22 protein-coding genes and 1 tRNA gene are annotated in these 19,698 nt (G+C 65.3%); 15 read left to right on the top strand and 8 right to left on the bottom strand.

Features of this window, described 5'->3' with window-relative positions; translation table 11 throughout:
- Positions 1–21 precede the first annotated feature (21 nt).
- From ugpB to LQG66_RS22665, 3 genes are all read right to left on the bottom strand, one after another.
- The gene (gene ugpB, locus LQG66_RS22675) at positions 22–1,338 is read right to left on the bottom strand and encodes a sn-glycerol-3-phosphate ABC transporter substrate-binding protein UgpB (protein WP_231317892.1); all 1,317 of its coding nucleotides are present in this window, start codon (positions 1,336–1,338) and stop codon (positions 22–24) included.
- A gap of 196 nt (positions 1,339–1,534) precedes the next feature.
- On the bottom strand, positions 1,535–2,737 hold the full coding sequence (locus tag LQG66_RS22670) for a CaiB/BaiF CoA transferase family protein (protein ID WP_231317891.1): 1,203 nt from the start codon (positions 2,735–2,737) through the stop codon (positions 1,535–1,537).
- Positions 2,738–2,876: 139 nt separating this feature from the next.
- Positions 2,877–3,302: an organic hydroperoxide resistance protein gene (locus LQG66_RS22665; RefSeq protein ID WP_231317890.1), complete on the bottom strand. Its 426-nt coding sequence runs from the start codon at positions 3,300–3,302 to the stop codon at positions 2,877–2,879.
- Positions 3,303–3,470: 168 nt separating this feature from the next.
- Here LQG66_RS22665 and LQG66_RS22660 point away from each other — a divergent pair, with 168 nt between their 5' ends.
- Positions 3,471–3,932 (top strand): MarR family winged helix-turn-helix transcriptional regulator, encoded by a 462-nt coding sequence (locus LQG66_RS22660; RefSeq protein ID WP_231317889.1) that lies wholly within the window; start codon positions 3,471–3,473, stop codon positions 3,930–3,932.
- Positions 3,933–3,943: 11 nt separating this feature from the next.
- Here LQG66_RS22660 and LQG66_RS22655 read toward each other — a convergent pair whose 3' ends face one another.
- The 3 genes from LQG66_RS22655 to LQG66_RS22645 form a co-directional block, all read right to left on the bottom strand.
- Entirely contained in the window at positions 3,944–4,195 is a 252-nt protein-coding gene (locus LQG66_RS22655; protein ID WP_231317888.1) for a GIY-YIG nuclease family protein, read from the bottom strand.
- Between the two features lie 265 nt (positions 4,196–4,460).
- Positions 4,461–4,536, bottom strand: a tRNA-Ala gene (locus LQG66_RS22650).
- 64 nt (positions 4,537–4,600) lie between these two features.
- Positions 4,601–5,017, bottom strand: coding sequence for a TIGR02300 family protein (locus LQG66_RS22645; RefSeq protein ID WP_231317887.1), 417 nt, complete (start codon positions 5,015–5,017; stop codon positions 4,601–4,603).
- A 150-nt stretch (positions 5,018–5,167) separates the two neighbouring features.
- Between LQG66_RS22645 and aroA the strand changes: the two genes are divergently transcribed.
- From aroA to LQG66_RS22575, 14 genes are all read left to right on the top strand, one after another.
- The gene (gene aroA / locus LQG66_RS22640; protein ID WP_231317886.1) at positions 5,168–6,505 is read left to right on the top strand and encodes a 3-phosphoshikimate 1-carboxyvinyltransferase; all 1,338 of its coding nucleotides are present in this window, start codon (positions 5,168–5,170) and stop codon (positions 6,503–6,505) included.
- A gap of 8 nt (positions 6,506–6,513) precedes the next feature.
- Positions 6,514–7,119: a hypothetical protein gene (locus LQG66_RS22635; RefSeq protein WP_231317885.1), complete on the top strand. Its 606-nt coding sequence runs from the start codon at positions 6,514–6,516 to the stop codon at positions 7,117–7,119.
- Positions 7,097–7,501, top strand: a complete 405-nt coding sequence (locus LQG66_RS22630) for a hypothetical protein (protein ID WP_231317884.1) — start codon at positions 7,097–7,099, stop codon at positions 7,499–7,501. Before LQG66_RS22635 ends, LQG66_RS22630 begins: the two co-directional genes overlap by 23 nt.
- Position 7,502: 1 nt before the next feature.
- Positions 7,503–8,141: a (d)CMP kinase gene (cmk, locus tag LQG66_RS22625; RefSeq protein WP_231317883.1), complete on the top strand. Its 639-nt coding sequence runs from the start codon at positions 7,503–7,505 to the stop codon at positions 8,139–8,141.
- Between the two features lie 251 nt (positions 8,142–8,392).
- Positions 8,393–10,102: a 30S ribosomal protein S1 gene (gene rpsA, locus LQG66_RS22620; RefSeq protein ID WP_231317882.1), complete on the top strand. Its 1,710-nt coding sequence runs from the start codon at positions 8,393–8,395 to the stop codon at positions 10,100–10,102.
- A gap of 224 nt (positions 10,103–10,326) precedes the next feature.
- On the top strand, positions 10,327–11,307 hold the full coding sequence (sppA, locus tag LQG66_RS22615) for a signal peptide peptidase SppA (RefSeq protein ID WP_231317881.1): 981 nt from the start codon (positions 10,327–10,329) through the stop codon (positions 11,305–11,307).
- Positions 11,308–11,478: 171 nt separating this feature from the next.
- Positions 11,479–11,790 carry an integration host factor subunit beta gene (locus LQG66_RS22610; RefSeq protein ID WP_231317880.1) on the top strand — a complete coding sequence of 104 codons (312 nt, stop codon included), beginning with the start codon at positions 11,479–11,481 and terminating at the stop codon, positions 11,788–11,790.
- An 84-nt stretch (positions 11,791–11,874) separates the two neighbouring features.
- Positions 11,875–12,261 (top strand): lipopolysaccharide assembly protein LapA domain-containing protein, encoded by a 387-nt coding sequence (locus tag LQG66_RS22605; protein WP_231317879.1) that lies wholly within the window; start codon positions 11,875–11,877, stop codon positions 12,259–12,261.
- A gap of 79 nt (positions 12,262–12,340) precedes the next feature.
- Positions 12,341–13,000, top strand: a complete 660-nt coding sequence (locus tag LQG66_RS22600; protein ID WP_231317878.1) for a phosphoribosylanthranilate isomerase — start codon at positions 12,341–12,343, stop codon at positions 12,998–13,000.
- A complete protein-coding gene (gene trpB, locus LQG66_RS22595) occupies positions 12,997–14,220 on the top strand; it encodes a tryptophan synthase subunit beta (RefSeq protein ID WP_231317877.1) in 1,224 nt (407 codons plus the stop codon). Before LQG66_RS22600 ends, trpB begins: the two co-directional genes overlap by 4 nt.
- Positions 14,217–15,053 carry a tryptophan synthase subunit alpha gene (gene trpA / locus LQG66_RS22590; RefSeq protein WP_231317876.1) on the top strand — a complete coding sequence of 279 codons (837 nt, stop codon included), beginning with the start codon at positions 14,217–14,219 and terminating at the stop codon, positions 15,051–15,053. The genes trpB and trpA overlap by 4 nt, the downstream gene beginning before the upstream one ends.
- Before the next feature lie 93 nt (positions 15,054–15,146).
- A complete protein-coding gene (gene accD / locus LQG66_RS22585; protein WP_231317875.1) occupies positions 15,147–16,085 on the top strand; it encodes an acetyl-CoA carboxylase, carboxyltransferase subunit beta in 939 nt (312 codons plus the stop codon).
- Positions 15,968–17,425 (top strand): bifunctional folylpolyglutamate synthase/dihydrofolate synthase, encoded by a 1,458-nt coding sequence (locus LQG66_RS22580; protein ID WP_425601237.1) that lies wholly within the window; start codon positions 15,968–15,970, stop codon positions 17,423–17,425. The genes accD and LQG66_RS22580 overlap by 118 nt, the downstream gene beginning before the upstream one ends.
- 12 nt (positions 17,426–17,437) lie before the next feature.
- Positions 17,438–18,178 (top strand): metallophosphoesterase family protein, encoded by a 741-nt coding sequence (locus LQG66_RS22575; protein WP_231317873.1) that lies wholly within the window; start codon positions 17,438–17,440, stop codon positions 18,176–18,178.
- 2 nt (positions 18,179–18,180) lie between these two features.
- Here the strand turns inward: LQG66_RS22575 and LQG66_RS22570 are convergent, their stop codons facing one another.
- Both LQG66_RS22570 and trxA read right to left on the bottom strand, forming a co-directional pair.
- On the bottom strand, positions 18,181–19,194 hold the full coding sequence (locus tag LQG66_RS22570; protein WP_231327897.1) for an ATP-dependent DNA ligase: 1,014 nt from the start codon (positions 19,192–19,194) through the stop codon (positions 18,181–18,183).
- Positions 19,195–19,340: 146 nt separating this feature from the next.
- Positions 19,341–19,661, bottom strand: a complete 321-nt coding sequence (gene trxA, locus LQG66_RS22565; RefSeq protein WP_015663255.1) for a thioredoxin — start codon at positions 19,659–19,661, stop codon at positions 19,341–19,343.
- Positions 19,662–19,698 lie beyond the last annotated feature (37 nt).

The raw sequence follows: 19,698 nt of genomic DNA, 5'->3' as shown, positions 1-19,698 counted from the left end.
CGGGGGCCTTACTTGAGCGTCTTACTTGGCCGTTTTCTCGAAGGTCCGCAACATGGCGTTGCCGCGGGCCACGGCGGCGTCGAGCGCGTCCTTGGCGGACTTCTTGCCGGCCAGGGCCGCCTCGATCTCCTCGGCCCAGATGTCGCGCATCTGCACCATGTTGCCGAAGCGCAAGCCGCGGGAGTTCTCCGTCGGCTCCTTGTTGGTAAGTTCCTTCAGCGGCGTCTGCAGGGTCGGGTTCTTGTCGTAGAAGCCGTCGGCCTTGGTCTTCTCATAGGCCGCCTTGGTGATCGGCAGATAGCCCGATTCCTGGTGCAGCTTGGCCTGGCGGTTGGTGTCCGACAGGAACGAGAAGAACTTGGCGACGCCCTTGTATTCGTCGGCCGTCTTGCCGCCCATCACCCACAGCGATGCGCCACCGATGATCGAGTTCTGCGGCGCGTTCTGAACGTCGGGATAGTACGGCATCGGCGCCGAGGTGAAGTCGAACTTGGCCGTGCTCTTGGCGGTCGCATAGTAGCCGGACGACGTCAGAAAGATCGCGCATTCGCCCGAACCGAAGCGGCTCTCGCTCTGATTGCCGCGGCCGGAATAGTCGTAGGTCTTGTCCTTCTGCAGATCGATCAGGTTCTGCAGGTGCTTGACGTGCAGCGGGCTGTTGAACTCCAGCACCGTGTCGAAGCCGTCGAGGCCGTTGGCCTTGGTGCCGATCGGCACGTTGTGCCAGGCCGAGAACTGCTCGACATGCGCCCACGTCGCCCAGGCGTTGGAGAAGCCGCAGGTGTCGTGACCGGCGGCCTTCAGCTTCTTGGCCGCCTCGAACACCTCGGGCCAGGTCTTCGGAATCTCGGCGATCCCGGCCTTCTTCAATTCGTCCTTGTTGATCCACATCACCATGGAGGAGGAGTTGAACGGGAACGACAGCATGTCGCCCTTGGACGTCGAGTAGTATCCCGTGATCGCCGGCAGATAGGCCTTCGCATCGAACGGCTCGCCGGCGTCCTTCATCAGCTCGTAGACCGGCTTGATGGCGCCCTTGGCGCTCATCATCGTCGCGGTGCCGACCTCGAAGACCTGGATGATGTGCGGCGCATTGCCGGCGCGGAACGCGGCAATACCGGCATTCATCGTGTCGGGGTAGGAGCCCTTGAACGTCGCGACGACCTTGTAGTCGCTCTGAGAAGCGTTGAAATCCTCGGCGAGCTTGTTGACGATGTCGTTGTTGCCGCCGGTCATGGCGTGCCACCACTGGATTTCGGTCACAGCGTGTGCGGGCGAAACAGCAAAACCAAAGGTGGCTGCAACAGCAGCGGCGGCAGCGAATTGTCGTACTGACATCAAAAAGGTCCTCCCAGGACGTCATCGTCGTTGCGGCCGTTAACAGTGCCAGATGACAGTTATGTGAATGTATAGACGGCTGATCCCGCAGGGGAAAGCCGTGAAGCGCAGGTGGACAAAACGGCGTAAATTGTCTCAGCGGAGATCGCTGCGCTGCGAAGTTGCAGCGCGGCGATCGAACGATCTCTGAGGATGATCAGCGCTTGCGTTCTGCGCAGACGATGCCCTCTGCAAACAAGTCGTCGATCTCGCCCTCGGAGTAGCCGAACTCGCCGAGCACGTCGCGCGCATGCTGGCTGAACTTCGGCGGCGTCGAGCGCAGGCTTGGCTTGGTGCGTTCGAGCCGGATCGGCGACGCCACGCCCTTGTACCAGTCCTTCTCGATGATATCGCCGCGGTAAATCGTATGTGCGTTGGTCAGCGCCTGATCGATCTTCTGCACGGGTCCCGCCGGCAGGCCGGCGGCGAGCAGCCGGTCGCACAGCGGCCCGGCCTCGAACTGATTGAATACGGCGGCGAGTTCCACGCGCAGCGCCTCGCGGTTGGCGACGCGGTCCCTGTTGCGGGCGAAGCGCGGATCGGTGCCGAGCTCGGGGCGGCCGATCTCCTTGGCGAGCTTGCGGAAGGTGCCGTCATTGCCGACGCCGATGAAGATGTCGTCCGTCTTCGTGGGGAAGATCGCGTAAGGCACGAGGTTCGGATGCTCATTGCCGGTCAGCGACGGCGGCTTGCCGTGCATGAAATAGTTCGCGGTGTGCGGATGCATGATCGCCAGGCCGGTCTCGTACAGCGTGACCTCGAGGAACTGGCCGATCCCTGAGCGCTGCCGTTCCGACAGCGCCATCAGGATGCCGATCGCGGCATAGAGTCCCGTGGTGATGTCGACCAACGGCACGCCGATCCGCATCGGGCCGCTTTCGGGCGAGCCGGTGGCCGCGATCATGCCGGTCATCGCCTGGATGATCGCGTCATAGCCGGGGTTGCCGCCGCGCGGTCCGTCGGCGCCGAAGCCGCAGATGCGGCAGTGCACGAGCCGCGGAAACGTCTCGCGCAGCGCCTCGCTGCCGATGCCCCACTTCTCCAGCGTGCCGGGCTTGAAGTTTTCGATCAGCACGTCGGCCGTCTCGAGCATCTTCAACAGCACGGCGCGCCCTCCTTCGGAGGCGAGGTCGAGCCCGATCGAGCGCTTGTTGCGGTTGATCCCGACGAAGTAGGCGGCGTCCTCGTCGTGGAAGGGAGGGCCCCAGTCGCGAACCTCGTCGCCGGCCGGCGGCTCGACCTTGATCACGTCCGCGCCGTGATCAGCGAGGATCTGCGTGCAGTAGGGGCCGCCGAGCACGCGCGTGAGATCGATCACGCGCAGTCCGGCCATGGCGCCGGGAGCAAATTGAGGGGTCATCGAGGGCTTCGCGAGAGTGATGTCAGCTCGCGATCATAAAGCATTGCCAGCCTGCGCGCGCAAATGCGGCGGCGGGGCGGCCAAATGCGCGGGCAGGGGACCTTTGCACGATCCCCTGCCGCAGGACGGAATGGACGGATCAGACCACCGTCAGCTTGACGTCGACATTGCCGCGGGTGGCGTTGGAATAGGGGCATACCTCGTGCGCCTTCGCCACCAGTGCTTCGGCGTCGGCCTTGGCGAGGCCCGGCAGCGAAACCGCGAGTTCGACCGTGATGCCGAAGCCGCCTTCGGAGCGCGGGCCGATGCCGACCGTCGAGGTCACGGAGGCGTCGGCCGGGACCTTGGGGCCGCCCTGCGAGGCCACGAACTTCATCGCGCCGATGAAACAAGCGGCGTAGCCGGCAGCGAACAGCTGTTCGGGGTTGTTGCCTGCGCCGCCACCACCGCCGAGCTCCTTCGGTGTCGAGAGCTTGACGCTGAGCGAGCCGTCGAGGGTGGCGGCTTCGCCGTCGCGGCCGCCGGTGGCCTTGGCGCTGGTCTTGTAGAGCACGTTCACGGACATCTGGGTTCTCCCGGTTGCGACAATTCGAATGACGGTTATATTGCACACAATTATATTGTGCACAATATGATTGTTCGGTAGAAAATTCGTGATCGGCGCGGCCGGGCCATTGTCCATGTCCGGCCGCACGTCCCAAGATGCACCCAACGATCGATCCCCGGTGTGACAATGCGAAAGAAGATTGCGGCCGACGCGCCGCTCCAGCTCGGCAACCAGCTCTGCTTTGCGGTCTATTCCACCGCCCACGCCTTCAACCGCGTCTACAAGCCGCTGCTGGACCGTTTGGGACTGACCTATCCGCAATACCTCGTGATGCTGGTGCTGTGGGAGCGGGACGGACTGTCGGTGAAGGAGATCGGCGAGCGGCTGTTCCTGGATTCGGGCACGCTGACGCCGCTGCTGAAGCGGATCGAGGCGCTGCATCTGATCAAGCGGACACGGTCGGCCGAGGACGAGCGTCAGGTTCTCGTCACCCTCACCGCTCAGGGCGCTGGCCTGCGCGACAAGGCGCGGACGATCGTGCCGCCGGCGATCCTGGATGCGACGGGATGCTCGATCGCGGAGCTGGCCGACCTGCACGGCAGGCTGGTCAAGCTGCGGGAGCACCTCAATGCGGCGGTGGAAGGGTGAAGCGAAGCCCGTCAGGCCGGCCCGAGCAGGCGCTTCTTCGAGAACGCCCGTCCTGAATGAGATTTCAAATAGGCTTCAAACGCCAGCGCGCGATGCTTGTCCGGGAAGGCGCAATACCAGATCAGCGTCCAGGGCATGAATTTGGACGTGTGAGCAGAGCGCCCACTGTTGTGGTCCCTGAGACGCTGTTTGATGTCGGCGGTGGCGCCAACGTATTCCTGCTCGGGAAAGGCCACGCTACGGAGGATGTAGACGTACCACATGACGAGGGGCTCACCGCAGGGCAAACGCGCGGCGCATTCTGCAATTGAAATTGGTATCTGTCGGTCCGGCTTCGCCAAGAGGCTGCGTCGGGTACCGCGCTTCGCCCTTGGGGCCGTCATGGCTGCGCTACGCGTAGCCACGTGGATGGATTCGGGAGATTGGAGTTTGGAACGCCCGGCTTCGCCAAGAGGCTACGCCGGGCACCACGCTTCGCCCTTCAGGCTCCGGCGTGGCTGCGCCACGCATAGCCCGAAGGGCGAAGCGTGGTGGAGCCAGGCGGGATCGAACCGCCGACCTCTTGCATGCCATGCAAGCGCTCTCCCAGCTGAGCTATGGCCCCTTAACCGAACCGGCGGTCTGGGCGACCGCCGGGGAGCACCGTGAACCACAGTTCGCGGATGATCTCAAGTGTCTTCATCACCTCCGACGTCACCAATGATGTCGGTGACGTCTTCATCCCCTTCTTCCTCGTCGGCGATGAAGGTCGAATCGTCGTCCTCGTCGTCGTCGAGGGTCTCGTCGATCTCGATGTCGTCTTCCGTTTCGGGAACGACGGCCTTGACCTTGCCGGTGTTCTCCTCGGCGTCGGCCTCCTCGAGAGGCACCAACTCCTCGGCCTCGGCCGGCTCGTGCGCCGTATCCGCAGCAGCAGCTGCCGCGGCACGCGAAGCCTCGCCGCGCATCGCGCGGGTGGGGGCCACCGGCGCGATCGGCACGACCTCGCCGGTGTAGGGCGAAATCACCGGGTTCTTGTTGAGGTCATAGAACTTTTTGCCCGTCGTCGGGCAAATACGTTTGGTTCCGAGCTCGGATTTGGCCACGTGCAGGCGTCCTGGCAATGTCTGAAAAGCGGTGTCTCACTTGGCTAGTTGCCGCGCCGCTGTCAATAGCGGTTTCAACCAGAAATGACGGCCCGTGACGACCGACGGGGCCTGTGATACCTGCCCGGTCCGACCACAGAGGGGAACGCCGTGTCGACATCCAGCCCGCCCACTCCGCTCGAATCCCGGGCCAGCGGCCCGCTCTCCGGCACGATTCGCGTGCCTGGCGACAAGTCGATCTCGCACCGGGCGCTGATCCTGGGCGCGTTGTCGGTCGGTGAAACCAGGATTTCCGGCCTGCTCGAGGGTGAGGACGTCCTCAACACCGCCAAATCGATGCGGACCCTGGGCGCCAAGGTCGAACGTACCGGCGAATTCGCCTGGACCGTGAACGGCGTCGGGGTCGGCGGCTTTGCCCAGCCGGCGGCGACACTCGATTTCGGCAACTCCGGCACTGGCTGCCGGCTGGTGATGGGTGCGGTGGCGGGCTGCCCGATCACGGCGGTGTTCGATGGCGACGCCTCGCTGCGCAGCCGGCCGATGCGGCGCATCCTCGATCCGCTGGCCCTGATGGGCGCCAGGGTGATCGCTGGCGGCGAGGGTGGCAAGCTGCCATTGACCCTGCAGGGCGCCAGCAATCCGGTTCCGATCGAATATCGCACGCCGGTGGCCTCGGCCCAGATCAAGTCGGCCGTGCTGCTGGCCGGCCTCGCGGCGCCCGGTGTCACCACCGTGATCGAGCAGGAGGCGAGCCGCGACCACACCGAGCTGATGCTGAAGCATTTCGGCGCAGAGATCGTCACCACGCCGGAGGGAACCCACGGCCGCCGCATCGCGCTGACGGGCCAGCCCGAGCTGCGCGGTGCTCCGGTGATCGTGCCCGCGGACCCTTCCTCTGCCGCCTTCCCGCTGGTCGCCGCCCTGATCGTTGACGGCTCCGACCTGGTGCTATCAGACGTCATGACCAATCCGCTGCGCACCGGCCTGTTCACGACCCTGCGCGAGATGGGCGCCTCGATCGAGGAGGACGACGTCCGCGGCGACGCCGGCGAGCCGATGGCCCGTTTGCGGGTGCGCGCCTCGAAGCTGCGCGGCGTCGTGGTTCCGCCCGAGCGCGCGCCGTCGATGATCGATGAATATCTCGTGCTGGCGGTCGCCGCGGCCTACGCGGAGGGAACGACGGTGATGCGCGGCCTGCATGAGCTGCGCGTCAAGGAATCCGATCGGCTCGAGGCCACCGCGGCGATGCTGCGGGTCAACGGCGTCAAGGTGGAGATCACCGGCGACGACCTGATCGTCGAGGGCCGCGGCCATGTGCCGGGCGGCGGCGTGGTGGCGACCCACATGGACCACCGCATCGCGATGTCGGCGCTGGTCATGGGCCTCGCCTCGGACAAGCCGGTCAAGGTCGACGACACCGCCTTCATCGCCACCAGCTTCCCGGATTTCATTGCGCTGATGTGCAAGGCTGGGGCGGATTTCGCATAGGACGCGCCATGGCCACCGCCTTCGACCGTGAAGCGTTGCTTGCCGCGTTCGACGCGATCGGCCGGGCTGCGGCGAAAGCCGGGACAAAACTGCAGATTGCGGTTTACGGCGGGTCGGCGCTCATGCTGGCGAGCAACTTCCGCTTCGCGACCGAGGACGTCGACGTCTCGGAGTTACCAAAGCCGTTGCCGGCGTGGCTGGCTGCGACATTAGACGATATCGCCCGGCAAAATGGCTGGTCCGAGGACTGGTTCAATGATGGTGTCGCGTTCCATCTGAGCCCGCTGGCCGATCAGGCGGCGGATCATCTGGAATTCGGGACGTTTCCTCGCGATGGATCGCCGCCCGGATTGGTGGTCTCGGTGCCCTCGGCTCAATATATGCTGGCCTTGAAACTGAAGGCGGCACGGATCCTTGATCCCGTGCGCGGCGAGGCCGAACGGCTCGACATCCTCAATCTGATGCGGGTGGTCGGGATTTCCGGCGCAGATGAGGCGATCACGTTGCTCGGGAGATACTTTCCTGCCAGCGCCGCCTCCGCCGAGAAGCAGCGCTTCCTGCTGAAGCACATGAGCCCTGAGGGAGCTGCCGATGCGCCCAAATACGCTGGCTGAGGCGGTGGCACGGATCGAAAGCGGCGAGCCCCGGGAGGCCGTGCTGGCCGAGTTCGTCGATGCGTTCGACCTCTCTCCCTCGGATGCCGCACGCTACGCAGCAATCGAGCCGGAACCCGCTCTCACCGGCGACGCCCGGCTGAATGCTCTCGTCGGCGCCATCGCCGAATATCTCGCCAAGCAGCGCCGGCTCGGACGGGTCCCGCCCTGGACCGGCGGTGCGGCGCGCCGTTTGAAGGAGCCTTGGTTCACGGCCAGTTCGCCGTCACCGGCCCTGCGGGAGTACTTGACCTTCGCCAGCCCGGGAGAGTTTTCCTCCCGCAACATCTTCACGGAAGAGAGGCCGTTGCGGCGGCCGCATGGGACTTCAGGACACCGGTAGCATGATCATCGCCATCGACGGCCCGGCCGCCTCAGGCAAGGGCACGCTCGCCAAGCGCCTGGCGGCGCATTATGGTTTAAGGCATCTGGATACCGGCGTGATCTATCGCGCGGTGGCCCATGCCCTGCTAAACGCGGGCACCGAGCTCACGGACGAGGCGCAGGCGGCCGAGGTCGCGCTGACGCTCGATCCGGCGACGTTCGACGATCCGGCCCTGAAATCCCAGGCGGTTGGCTCCGCAGCCTCGGTCGTCTCGGCGCTGCCGCGTGTGCGCGAGGCCCTGGTGAGCTTCCAGCGCCAGTTCGCGCGCCAGCCGCCCGGCGCCGTGCTCGACGGCCGCGATATCGGCACCGTGATCTGCCCGGACGCTCAAGTGAAGATCTACGTGGTCGCCGATCCCGGGATCAGGGCCCATCGTCGCACGCTGGAAGCCCTGTCCCGCGGGGAACCGGCCGACGAGGCGGCCGTTCTGGCCGACATCCTGGCGCGCGATGCGCGCGACCAGAACCGGCCTGTCGCCCCTTTGAAACAAGCCCCGGATGCTTACTTGCTTGATAACTCCCATTTGGATATAGAGAGCGGCGTCCGGGCCGCCATCGATATCGTCGAGGCCGTTCGAGCGGGCCGCCAGCGGGTTTGAGATTTTCCGCCGGCGTCATTGGAGGAATGCCCGCTCCCGCCCAAGACCGTCGATAGCTCGATTGCGGTTCAATCGAGTCCGATCATCCGGACGCACTTCATACGTATCGCATGTGCAGGCACTGCCGGCCCGCGTCGTTTGCGCTTTGGCGCATCGCGCGGACGTCTGGGGATTTGTGGACCTCCAGGCAATGCACATCCGATGCGCCGATCAACCGAACGCCGGCATGACTGTCCGCATCTGGAGAACCAATGGCTTCGAGTATCTCTGCTAACTCCTACAATCCCAGCCGCGATGATTTCGCCGCGATGCTGGACGACTCCTTCACGAAGGGCAACCTGCAGGAAAGCTCTGTCGTCAAGGGCAAGGTCGTTGCCATCGAGAAGGACATGGCCGTCATCGACGTCGGCCTGAAGACCGAAGGCCGCGTGGCGCTGCGTGAATTCGCCGGCCCGGGCCGTGACAGTGAATTGAAGGTCGGCGACGAGGTCGAGGTGTTCCTCGATCGCATCGAGAACGCGCTCGGCGAAGCCGTGCTGTCGCGCGACAAGGCGCGCCGCGAGGAGAGCTGGGGCAAGCTCGAGAAGGCCTTCCAGAACAACGAGAAGGTCAACGGCGTCATCTTCAACCAGGTCAAGGGCGGCTTCACCGTCGATCTCGACGGCGCCGTCGCATTCCTGCCGCGCTCGCAGGTCGACATCCGTCCGATCCGCGACGTCGCGCCGCTGATGAACAACTCGCAGCCGTTCCAGATCCTCAAGATGGACCGTCGCCGCGGCAACATCGTCGTGTCGCGCCGCACCGTGCTGGAAGAGACCCGCGCCGAGCAGCGCCAGGAGCTGGTGCAGAACCTCGAAGAGGGTCAGGTGATCGACGGCGTCGTCAAGAACATCACCGATTACGGTGCGTTCGTCGACCTCGGCGGCATCGACGGCCTGCTGCACGTCACCGACATCGCCTGGCGGCGTGTCAACCATCCGACCGAGGTGCTCAGCATCGGTCAGACGGTCAAGGTCAAGATCATCAAGATCAACCACGAGACGCACCGCATCTCGCTGGGCATGAAGCAGCTGCTCGACGATCCGTGGCAGGGCATCGAGGCGAAGTACCCGCTGGGTGCCCGCTTCTCGGGCCGCGTCACCAACATCACCGACTACGGTGCGTTCGTCGAGCTCGAGCCGGGCATCGAAGGCCTGATCCACGTCTCCGAGATGTCGTGGACCAAGAAGAACATGCACCCCGGCAAGATCGTTTCGACCTCGCAGGAAGTCGAAGTGCAGGTGCTCGAGGTCGACAGCGTCAAGCGCCGCATCTCGCTCGGTCTCAAGCAGACCATGCGCAATCCGTGGGAGGTCTTCGTCGAAGGCCATCCGGTCGGCTCGGTGGTCGAGGGCGAGGTCAAGAACAAGACCGAGTTCGGCCTGTTCCTGGGTCTCGAAGGCGACGTCGACGGCATGGTCCACCTGTCGGATCTCGACTGGAAGCTGCCGGGCGAGCAGGTCATTGACAACTACAAGAAGAGCGACGTGGTCAAGGCCGTGGTGCTCGACGTCGATGTGGAGAAGGAGCGGATCTCGCTCGGCATCAAGCAGCTCGAAGGCGATCCCTTCGCCGAGCCGGGCGATGTCAAGAAGGGCGCGGTCGTCACCTGCGAAGTGCTCGACGTCAAGGACGGCGGCATCGACGTCAAGATCGTCGGGACCGAGTTCTCGACCTTCATCAAGCGCTCCGAGCTGGCGCGCGATCGCAACGACCAGCGCTCCGAACGCTTCGCCGTCGGTGAGAAGGTCGATGCCCGCGTGATCCAGTTCGACAAGAAGGCCCGCAAGGTGCAGGTCTCGATCAAGGCGCTGGAAGTCGCGGAAGAGAAGGAAGCCATCGCCCAGTACGGCTCGTCCGATTCGGGGGCGACGCTCGGCGACATTCTCGGCACCGCGCTCAAGAACCGCGACGCGAAGTAAGCGTTCGGTCTGGCGTTCAGCGATCAAAGCCCCGGCTCAGGCCGGGGCTTTTTTTATGGACTGCTGCTCGTCGCGACGACGCGCGGCCCACCCGCGCCATGGCCGGCATTCGGCCGCTTGGTGGCGGGCCTTGCATTCTTCATATTGCGCCGCAATTGATGTAATCAGATAACGAGATAGTCAGGCTGCGGATGCAAAACGCGCCGAGATTCCAGGAGCTCTCCATGTCGCTTGATTCGGACGTGATCGTCGATCGCCGCAGGCTGCGCCGCAAGCTGACGTTCTGGCGCGTCGTCGCCGTGCTGATTGCGATCGCGGCGCTCTCCGCCATCGGTCTTGCCATGTCGCCGCGCGGTCGCACCGCGCTCTCGACCTCCGGCTCGATCGCGCGCGTCAACATCGAGGGTCTGATCCGCAGCGACCAGGAGCGCGTCGAGGCGCTGGAGCGGCTCGAGAACTCCTCGGCCGAGGCCGTGATCGTCCACATCAACTCGCCGGGCGGCACCACCGCCGGCTCCGAGCAGCTCTACGACTCCTTGGTGCGGCTGAAGGCCAAGAAGCCACTGGTCGTCGTGGTCGAGGGGCTTGCCGCATCCGGCGGCTATATCGGCGCGATCGCGTCCGACCACATCATCGCGCAGCAGAGCTCGCTGGTCGGCTCGATCGGCGTGCTGTTCCAATACCCGAATGTCAGCGAGCTGTTGAAGACGATCGGCGTCAAGGTCGAGGAGGTGAAATCATCACCGCTCAAGGCCGCACCGAACGGCTTCGAGCCGACCAGCCCGGAGGCGCGCGCGGCGCTCGACGCGCTGGTCAAGGACTCCTACGCCTGGTTTCGTGGCCTGGTGAAGGAGCGCCGTGGCATGGATGATGCGCTGTTGGAGAAGGTGGCCGATGGCCGCGTGTTCACCGGACGGCAGGGGATCGAGTTGAAGCTGATCGATGAGCTCGGCGACGAGAAGACCGCGGTGGCTTGGCTCGTGGCCAACAAGAACGTCAAGAAGGACCTGCCGGTGCGCGACTACAAGCTCGCGCCGCGCTTCGGCGACCTCACCTTCCTGCGTACGGCGACCTCGATGGCCCTCGACGCCGTCGGCCTCTCCGGGATCGCGCGCCAGATCGAGCGCACCGGCGTCGTCCAGGCGGTCGATCGCATCGGCCTCGATGGCATGCTGGCACTCTGGCAGCCCGCGGCCGGGAACTAAAAACTCGCCAAGACCATCGTCACGACGATCTTCCCGTTCTGCGTGTGCCGTGACGAGGCTTGGCATCGGGTCTCGCAACCCGATTCACGACGCCAATGAATGATTTAGCGTCTTGACAATCCAGCATATTTTCACGGAAATGGGATCCGTCTCCCCGGGTACATTTTCTCGATGATCAAATCCGAGCTTGTTCAGCGTATCGCCGAGCACAACCCGCATCTCTACCAGCGGGATGTCGAGAACATCGTCAACGCGATCCTCGACGAAATCGTAGCCGCGCTCGCGCGCGGCGATCGCGTCGAACTACGCGGTTTTGGTGCTTTCTCCGTGAAGCATCGGCCCGCCCGTGCCGGGCGCAACCCGCGGACCGGCGCCCATGTCCCGGTGGACCAGAAGTGCGTCCCGTTCTTCAAGACGGGCAAGGAAATGCGCGAGCGGCTGAACCGGGACCATCCCGATGGCGCCGGCGACTCCACGGATTAGTTCTCCTGGGGCATCTCGCGCCGGCGTGCGTCTCGGTTGCGCCTGAGACCGAAGCGGTCCGATCAAACTGATACGAGCGAGCGCATGCGAAAATTCCTCACTGTCGTGATCGTCCTTCCGCTCCTGGTGCTGTTGGTCGTTTTCGCGGTCGCAAATCGGCATTTCGTTACCGTATCATTTGATCCCTTCAACGCGGCAGATCCGGCACTCGCCGTGTCGATGCCGCTGTTCGCGCTGATCATCGCGGTGGCGATCCTGGGCGTGATCGCGGGAGGCTGCGCCACCTGGCTCGGTCAGCGGCGATGGCGCAGGGCGGCACGCCGGCACCTGGCAGATGCCGAAGCCGCTCGTGCGCAAGTGGCGGAGCTGAGCGCCTCCCTCCGCGCGAACCAGGGGGCGGCACAATCCCTGGTTCCCACGGCGCGGCTTTTCGGCCCTTATGGGCGAGACAAGCAGGACGCCGCGTTGTAGAAGGCGCGCAAGCCTGAACGGCGCCTGCGAAGCCGTCGGTCTCTGGTGATCCTTTCCGTCCGGACGTGCGTTTCTACTGATGTCCCTGCTCGTCAAAATCTGCGGCCTGACCACGCCCGACACCCTCGGTGCGGCGCTCGACGCGGGCGCCGACATGGTGGGCTTCGTGTTCTTTCCGCCGTCGCCGCGCCATGTCAGCCTCACGGATGCCCGTGCGCTCGGCCGCGAGGCGAAGGGCCGCGCGCTCAAGGTCGCGCTGACCGTGGATGCAGATGATGCGACGTTCGAAAACATCGTCGAGACCCTGCGCCCGGATCTCCTGCAGCTGCATGGCCGCGAAAGCGTCGCGCGCATCCGCGACCTCAAGCAGCGCTTCGGTCTGCCCGTCATGAAGGCCATTCCGGTCGAGACGGCCGCGGACCTCGCGCCGCTGGCGGGCTATGCCGACGTGTGCGACCGCATCCTGTTCGATGCGCGGGCGCCGAAGGACGCGACTCGCCCTGGAGGCCTCGGCGCGACCTTCGACTGGCATCTGCTCCAGGGCTTGAAGCTCGATCGTCCGTTCATGGTATCGGGCGGGCTGAGCGCGGACAATGTGACTGAGGCCGTGCGGATCACGCGCGCTGGCGGCGTCGACGTGTCATCTGGCGTCGAACGGGCGCCGGGTGTGAAGGATGGCGACATGATCCGGGATTTCATTCGCGCGGCGCGGGCCGCTGAAGAGTTGAGCGTTCAATGACGACAGCACGTCCCAATTCCTTCCGCAGCGGTCCGGATGACCGCGGTCACTTCGGCATCTTCGGCGGCCGCTTCGTCGCCGAGACCCTGATGCCGCTGATCCTCGATCTGGAAAAGGCCTATGCCGAGGCCAAGGCCGATCCGGCGTTCCACGCCGAGATGAACGGCTACCTCAAGCACTATGTCGGCCGGCCCTCGCCGCTGTATTTCGCCGAGCGGCTGACGGAGCACCTCGGCGGCGCCAAGATCTACTTCAAGCGCGAGGAGCTCAATCATACCGGCTCGCACAAGGTCAACAACGTGCTCGGCCAGATCATGGTCGCGCGCCGCATGGGCAAGAAGCGCATCATCGCCGAGACCGGTGCCGGCCAGCACGGCGTTGCGACCGCGACACTGTGCGCGCGCTTCGGGCTCGACTGCGTGGTCTACATGGGTGCGGTGGACGTCGAGCGGCAGCAGCCCAACGTGATCCGCATGGAAATGCTCGGCGCCAAGGTGGTGCCGGTCCAGTCCGGTGCGAAGACTCTGAAAGATGCGATGAACGAGGCGCTGCGTGACTGGGTCACCAACGTCCACGACACGTTCTACTGCATCGGAACCGTCGCCGGTCCGCATCCCTATCCGATGATGGTGCGCGACTTCCAGTCGGTGATCGGCAGCGAGACCCGCACGCAGATGCAGGAGGCCGAAGGCCGCCTGCCGGACTCGCTGATCGCCTGCATCGGCGGCGGCTCGAACGCGATGGGCCTGTTCCATCCGTTCCTGGACGATCCCGCCATCGAGATCTACGGCGTCGAAGCCGCAGGCCATGGCCTCACGCAGCTGCACGCAGCGTCGATCGCCGGCGGCCGTCCCGGCGTGCTGCACGGCAACCGCACCTATCTCTTGATGGACGAGGATGGGCAGATCGAGGAGGCGCATTCGATCTCGGCCGGTCTCGACTATCCCGGCATCGGACCGGAGCATTCCTGGCTGCATGACGTCGGCCGCGTGAACTATCTCTCGGCCACCGACGAGGAAGCGCTGGCGGCGTTCCAGCTGCTGTCGCGGCTCGAGGGCATCATCCCGGCGCTGGAGCCGGCGCATGCGATTGCCAAGGTCATGGAACTCGCGCCGAAGAAGCCGAGGGATCACCTGATGGTGGTCAATCTCTCCGGGCGCGGCGACAAGGATGTGCCGCAGGTCGGCGATATCCTGCGAGGAAGGGCGAAAGCACAGTGACCAGCCGGATGGATGCGCGTTTCGCGCAGTTGAAGAAGGAAGGCCGCTCGGCGTTCGTCACCTTCGTGATGTCAGGCGACCCCGACCCGGAGACCTCGCTCGCGATCGTGAAAGCGCTGCCGCAGGCAGGCGCCGACATCATCGAGATCGGCATGCCCTTTACCGATCCGATGGCCGACGGTCCGTCGATCCAGGCCGCGGGTTTGCGCGCGCTCAAGGCGGGCATGACCTTGAAGAAGACGCTGCAGCTGGTGCGCGGCTTCCGCGAGAGCGATGCGGTGACGCCGATCGTGCTGATGGGCTACTACAACCCGATCTACATCTATGGCGTCGACAGGTTCCTCGAAGATGCCAAAGCGGCCGGCGTCGACGGCCTGATCATCGTCGACCTGCCGCCCGAAGAGGACATCGAGCTCTGCATCCCCGCCCTGAAGGCCGGGCTCAATTTCATCCGGTTGGCGACGCCGACGACCGACGACAAGCGGCTGCCGGCCGTGCTCGCGAACACCTCCGGCTTCGTCTATTACGTCTCGATCACCGGCATCACCGGCGCTGCAGCGGCGGACTCGTCGGCCGTAGGCGCGGCCGTGGCCCGGATCAAGCGCCATACGGCACTTCCCGTCTGCGTCGGCTTCGGCATCCGGACACCGGAGACCGCCCGCGCCATCGCCGCCAATGCCGACGGAGCGGTGGTCGGCACGGCCCTGGTCGATGCGCTGCGCGCCAGCCTCGATACCGAGGGACGGGCAACGCCTAAGACCGTCAGCGCCGTGGCCGATCTGGCCGCGGCACTGGCCCAGGGCGTGCGTGGCGCGCAACAGGCGGCGGAATAGACCGCCAATCAATCCCCGATGGACGTCGCGGCCGGCTTGCCGTGACGCTGCCGTCCCGCCATATATCCGGGCGACCGCACAACGGAGCGACTCATGAACTGGCTTACCAATGTGGTCCGGCCGAAGATCCGCAACATCCTGCGCCGCGAGACGCCGGAGAACCTCTGGATCAAGTGCCCGGATTCCGGACAGCTCGTGTTCTACAAGGATGTCGAGGCCAACCAGTTCGTCATTCCCGGCTCGAACTACCACATGCGCATGGGCGCGTCGGCGCGTCTGAAGTCGATGTTCGACAACGAGACCTGGTTCGACGTTGCCTTGCCGGAGGTGACGCCCGACCCGCTGAAATTCCGCGACGAGCGACGCTACGCCGATCGCATCAAGGACGCGCGTGCGCGTACCGGAATGAATGATGCCGTCAAGGTCGGCTACGGCAAGCTCGAAGGCATGGGCGTCGTGATCGCCGTGCAGGATTTCGATTTCATGGGCGGCTCGCTCGGCATGGCTGCGGGTGAAGCGATCGTGCGCGGGCTCGATCTTGCGGTCGAGAAGAAGTCGCCGTTCATCGTGTTCGCCGCCTCCGGCGGCGCTCGCATGCAGGAGGGCATCCTGTCGCTGATGCAGATGCCGCGCACGACCGTCGCGGTGCAGATGCTGCGTGAAGCGAAGCTGCCCTACATCGTCGTGCAGACCAATCCGACGACCGGCGGCGTCACCGCGTCCTACGCGATGCTCGGCGACGTCCACATTGCCGAGCCCGGTGCGCTGATCGGATTCGCCGGCGCACGCGTGATCGAGCAGACCATTCGCGAGAAGCTCCCGGAAGGATTCCAGCGCGCCGAATATCTGCGCGATCACGGCATGGTCGACATGGTCGTGCATCGTCATGACCTGCGTCCGACCCTGGCGCGGTTGTGCCGTCTGCTGACGAAGGCACCGGCCGTCGAGCATGCCAAGCCAGCCCTGCAGCTGCCGCCACCGGTCAAGGCTGCCGAGGCGGCGGATGCGCCGGCGGTCGCTCCGACAGCGTGAACGATACTGCCGCCCCACAGCAGCCCTCGCTCGACGAGCTGATCGCGCGGCTTTCTGCGCTGCATCCGAGCCGGATTTCGCTTGGGCTCGAGCGCATGCACCGGCTGCTCGCCCAGCTCGATCATCCCGAGCGCAAGCTGCCGCCGGTGATCCACGTTGCCGGCACCAACGGGAAGGGCTCCACGGTCGCCTATCTGCGCGCGATGTTGGAGGCCGCGGGCCTGCGCGTGCATGTGTTCACCTCGCCGTGGCTGGTGCGCATCAACGAGAGCTATCGGCTGGGCAGGGTCGGTGGCGGCGCTCTGGTCGATGACGACGAGCTGATTGCCGCGCTGCTGCAATGTGAGCAGGTCAATGCCGGCGCGCCGATCACCTTCTTCGAGGTCAAGACCGTCGCGGCCTTCGTGCTGTTTGCCAAGCACCCTGCAGACGTCGTGCTGCTCGAAGTCGGCCTCGGCGGACGGCTCGATTCCACGAACGTGATCGAGCAGCCCGCGGCATCCGTCCTGACACCGATCAGCATGGATCACATGGAATTCCTCGGCGACACCAGGGCTTTGATCGCTGCCGAGAAGGCCGCCATCATCAAGCGCGGCTGTCCGGTGATTTCGGCCGCGCAGGCGCCCGATGCGATGGCCGTGATCGAGCGCGAGGCGAGGCGCCAGCGCGCGCCGCTGTTTGCGGCCGGCGAGAGCTGGCACGTCAATGTCGAGCGCAACCGGCTGGTCTATCAGGATGATCGGGGTCTCCTCGATCTGCCGGCGCCAAAACTGTTCGGCCGTCATCAGTTCGACAATGCCGGGCTTGCGATCGCGACGCTGCGCGCCGTTGATCAGTTCAAGCTCACGACCAAGGCGTTCGAGGAAGGCATCGTCGGCGCCGAATGGCCGGCGCGCATGCAGCGCCTGTCGAGCGGTGCGCTGACCGCGCTTGGCCCGCAGGGTGCCGAGATCTGGCTCGACGGCGGCCACAACGCCGAAGGCGGGCGCGTCGTCGCCGCGGCGCTGGGCGATCTCGAGGAGCGCGTGTCGCGACAATTGGTCATGATCGTCGGCATGATGGGTAACAAGGACGCGCCGGCATTCCTCGCCAACTTCGCCGGGCTGACGCGCCACATCATCGTCGTTCCCATTCCAAACGAGAGCAAGGCGATGGCGCCCACCGATCTGGCGGCCGCAGCGCGCACGCTCGGCATGCGCGTCGAGATCGCCGACGGCGTCGCCTCGGCGCTCGCCGGCATTGCGCGGCTTGCCTATGAGGTGCCGCCGCGTATTCTCATTACGGGGTCGCTCTATCTCGCCGGGCACGTGCTCGACCTCAACGGCACGCCGCCGACCTGAGGGGAATAGCGCATGCGCTTTGCCGCGATCGCAGATGTCCACGGCAATCATCTCGCGCTCGAAGCCGTGCTGGCCGACATCCGCGCGCAAGGCGTGACTGAGATCGTCAATCTCGGCGACATGGCGAGCGGTCCGCTCGATGCGCGGCGCACGATGGATGCGCTGATGGCGCTCGATGCCGTCCATGTGCGTGGCAATCACGATCGCTGGCTGGTCGATCGGCCGCCCGAAAAGATGGGCGGCTGGGAGCGTCCGGCTATCGCGCAGCTCGAAGCCAGGCATCTCGATTGGCTGCGCACGATCCCGCCGACCGCCGTGTTCCGTGATCAGGTCTTTCTCTGTCATGCCACGCCGGAGGACGACAACGTCTACTGGCTGGAGAGCGTGGCGCCGGATGGCGCGGTAACCTGCGCGCCGCTCGATGCGATCGAGAAGATCGCCGCGGGCATCGCGCAGTCGCTGATCCTGTGTGGCCATACCCACACCGCGCGCTCCGTGCGGCTTCGCGACGGGCGGCTGATCGTCAACCCCGGCAGCGTCGGCAGCCCCGGCTATTCCTACAACGTGCCGCATCCGCATGTGATGGAAGCCGGCACGCCCGACGCCCGCTACGCGATCCTCGAGTTGCAACCGGTCGGCTGGAGCGTGAGCTTCCGCAATGTCCCCTATGATCATGAAACCATGGCGGCGCTCGCGCGTGCCAATGGAGATGCCGAGTTTGCATCGGCGCTCGCGACTGGCTGGATCCGCTGACATCATGCGAGCAGCTTCATCGGATCGGCCGCTTTCTGCCTGAGCTGCTCGAAGGTGCATTGTCGCGGCGCCTTGTCAGGACGCCAGCGCAGGATCGAGGTGCCGTGGCGAAAACGCTCGCTGGAGAAATGATCGTAGCAGACCTCGATCACCAGCTTCGGCTTGAGCGGACACCATTCCGCCGAGCGCTCGGTCGACCAGCGGCTCGGCCCGCCGGGCGCATTGCCGGTGAAGCCCGGTGGTGCAATCAGCGGTTCGAGCCTGTCAGTCAGCGCAGGCTTCTCGTCCTTCTTGATAGCCGAGCTGAAGCCGACGTGATGCAGCAGGCCGTCGTCGTCGTAGAGCCCGAGCAGCAGCGAGCCGACCAGCTTCCTTCCGTCGGCGGCCTTGCTGGTGGCGTAGCGGAAGCCGCCGATCACGCAGTCGGCGGATCGATGGCGCTTGATCTTCTGCATCCCCTCGCGATTGCCCGCCTGATAGGGTAGGTCGATGCGCTTGGCGATCACCCCGTCCGAGCCGCCGCCGGACTCCGCCAGCCATTTTTGCGCGGTCGCGAACCGCGTAGTCAGCGGCGACAGCCGGAACGTCGGATGGCCCGCGAAGTTCGCTCTCGCGAAAGCTTCCAACGCCGGCCGTCGTGCCTGCAGCGGCTGCGTCATCAGCTCGTTGTCCTTCGCCGTCGCCAGCAGGTCGAAGGCGAGCAACAGCGCCGGGGTGTCGGCTGCGAGCTTGTTGACCCGGCTCGCGGCGGGATGAATCCGCTGCAGCAGCGCGTCGAACGAGAACGACTTGCCCTGCGGCACCACCAGTTCGCCGTCGAGCGTGAAGCGCCGCGCCTCCAAGTCCCGCGCGGCGGCGACCACCTCGGGGAAGTAGCGAGCGAGATCCTCGCCGGCCTTCGACAGCATCGTCACATCAGTGCCCTCGCGCGACAACAGGCAGCGGAAGCCGTCCCATTTCGGCTCGTACTGCCACCCCTCACCGCGCGGGATGTCGTCCACCGAGCGTGCCTCCATGGCGAGGAGGCCGGACTTGCGGGAGGGGGAGCGACGGGGGCGGGAGGGCATGATGAAATCCGAAAACGCGACAAACACCCCCTCTCAACGCAAACGGCCGGCGATTCCGCCGGCCGTTCGACAAAAATCATCAGTCGCCGAAAGCGTCAGACCGCGGACGAGATCCACTGCTGCAGCTTCGCCTTCGGCGCGGCGCCGACCTGGCGCGAGGCCATCTCGCCGCCCTTGAACACCATCAGCGTCGGGATCGACATCACGCCGTATTTCGAGGCCGTCTTCGGGCTCTCGTCGACGTTCAGCTTGACGATCTTGACCTTGTCGCCCATCGCGCTCGAAATCTCGTCGAGGGCCGGCGCAATCATGCGGCACGGACCGCACCACTCGGCCCAGAAGTCGACCACGACCGGGCCGTCCGCCTTGAGCACTTCGCTTTCGAAATCGGCGTCGGAAACCTTGCCAACGGCCATGGGATTACCTCGTTCGGTTGGAGGGAGCGGCGCGAAT

This window comes from Bradyrhizobium ontarionense, assembly GCF_021088345.1.
Lineage (GTDB): Bacteria > Pseudomonadota > Alphaproteobacteria > Rhizobiales > Xanthobacteraceae > Bradyrhizobium > Bradyrhizobium ontarionense.
The sequence above is the reverse complement of the archived record's forward strand: the minus strand, read 5'-3'. Positions and strand labels throughout refer to the sequence as shown.

What these genes read in the sequence shown, in the direction of transcription:
- sppA (WP_231317881.1), top strand. Translation starts at nt 10,327, where the DNA reads ATGTCGCTTGATTCGGACGTGATCGTCGATCGCCGCAGGCTGCGCCGC.
- LQG66_RS22665 (WP_231317890.1), bottom strand. Translation starts at nt 3,302, where the DNA reads ATGTCCGTGAACGTGCTCTACAAGACCAGCGCCAAGGCCACCGGCGGC.
- LQG66_RS22655 (WP_231317888.1), bottom strand. Translation starts at nt 4,195, where the DNA reads ATGTGGTACGTCTACATCCTCCGTAGCGTGGCCTTTCCCGAGCAGGAA.
- LQG66_RS22605 (WP_231317879.1), top strand. Translation starts at nt 11,875, where the DNA reads ATGCGAAAATTCCTCACTGTCGTGATCGTCCTTCCGCTCCTGGTGCTG.
- LQG66_RS22575 (WP_231317873.1), top strand. Translation starts at nt 17,438, where the DNA reads ATGCGCTTTGCCGCGATCGCAGATGTCCACGGCAATCATCTCGCGCTC.
- LQG66_RS22635 (WP_231317885.1), top strand. Translation starts at nt 6,514, where the DNA reads ATGGCCACCGCCTTCGACCGTGAAGCGTTGCTTGCCGCGTTCGACGCG.
- LQG66_RS22610 (WP_231317880.1), top strand. Translation starts at nt 11,479, where the DNA reads ATGATCAAATCCGAGCTTGTTCAGCGTATCGCCGAGCACAACCCGCAT.
- LQG66_RS22600 (WP_231317878.1), top strand. Translation starts at nt 12,341, where the DNA reads ATGTCCCTGCTCGTCAAAATCTGCGGCCTGACCACGCCCGACACCCTC.
- LQG66_RS22570 (WP_231327897.1), bottom strand. Translation starts at nt 19,194, where the DNA reads ATGGAGGCACGCTCGGTGGACGACATCCCGCGCGGTGAGGGGTGGCAG.
- trpB (WP_231317877.1), top strand. Translation starts at nt 12,997, where the DNA reads ATGACGACAGCACGTCCCAATTCCTTCCGCAGCGGTCCGGATGACCGC.
- rpsA (WP_231317882.1), top strand. Translation starts at nt 8,393, where the DNA reads ATGGCTTCGAGTATCTCTGCTAACTCCTACAATCCCAGCCGCGATGAT.
- cmk (WP_231317883.1), top strand. Translation starts at nt 7,503, where the DNA reads ATGATCATCGCCATCGACGGCCCGGCCGCCTCAGGCAAGGGCACGCTC.
- trxA (WP_015663255.1), bottom strand. Translation starts at nt 19,661, where the DNA reads ATGGCCGTTGGCAAGGTTTCCGACGCCGATTTCGAAAGCGAAGTGCTC.
- LQG66_RS22630 (WP_231317884.1), top strand. Translation starts at nt 7,097, where the DNA reads ATGCGCCCAAATACGCTGGCTGAGGCGGTGGCACGGATCGAAAGCGGC.
- LQG66_RS22670 (WP_231317891.1), bottom strand. Translation starts at nt 2,737, where the DNA reads ATGACCCCTCAATTTGCTCCCGGCGCCATGGCCGGACTGCGCGTGATC.
- ugpB (WP_231317892.1), bottom strand. Translation starts at nt 1,338, where the DNA reads ATGTCAGTACGACAATTCGCTGCCGCCGCTGCTGTTGCAGCCACCTTT.
- LQG66_RS22660 (WP_231317889.1), top strand. Translation starts at nt 3,471, where the DNA reads ATGCGAAAGAAGATTGCGGCCGACGCGCCGCTCCAGCTCGGCAACCAG.
- accD (WP_231317875.1), top strand. Translation starts at nt 15,147, where the DNA reads ATGAACTGGCTTACCAATGTGGTCCGGCCGAAGATCCGCAACATCCTG.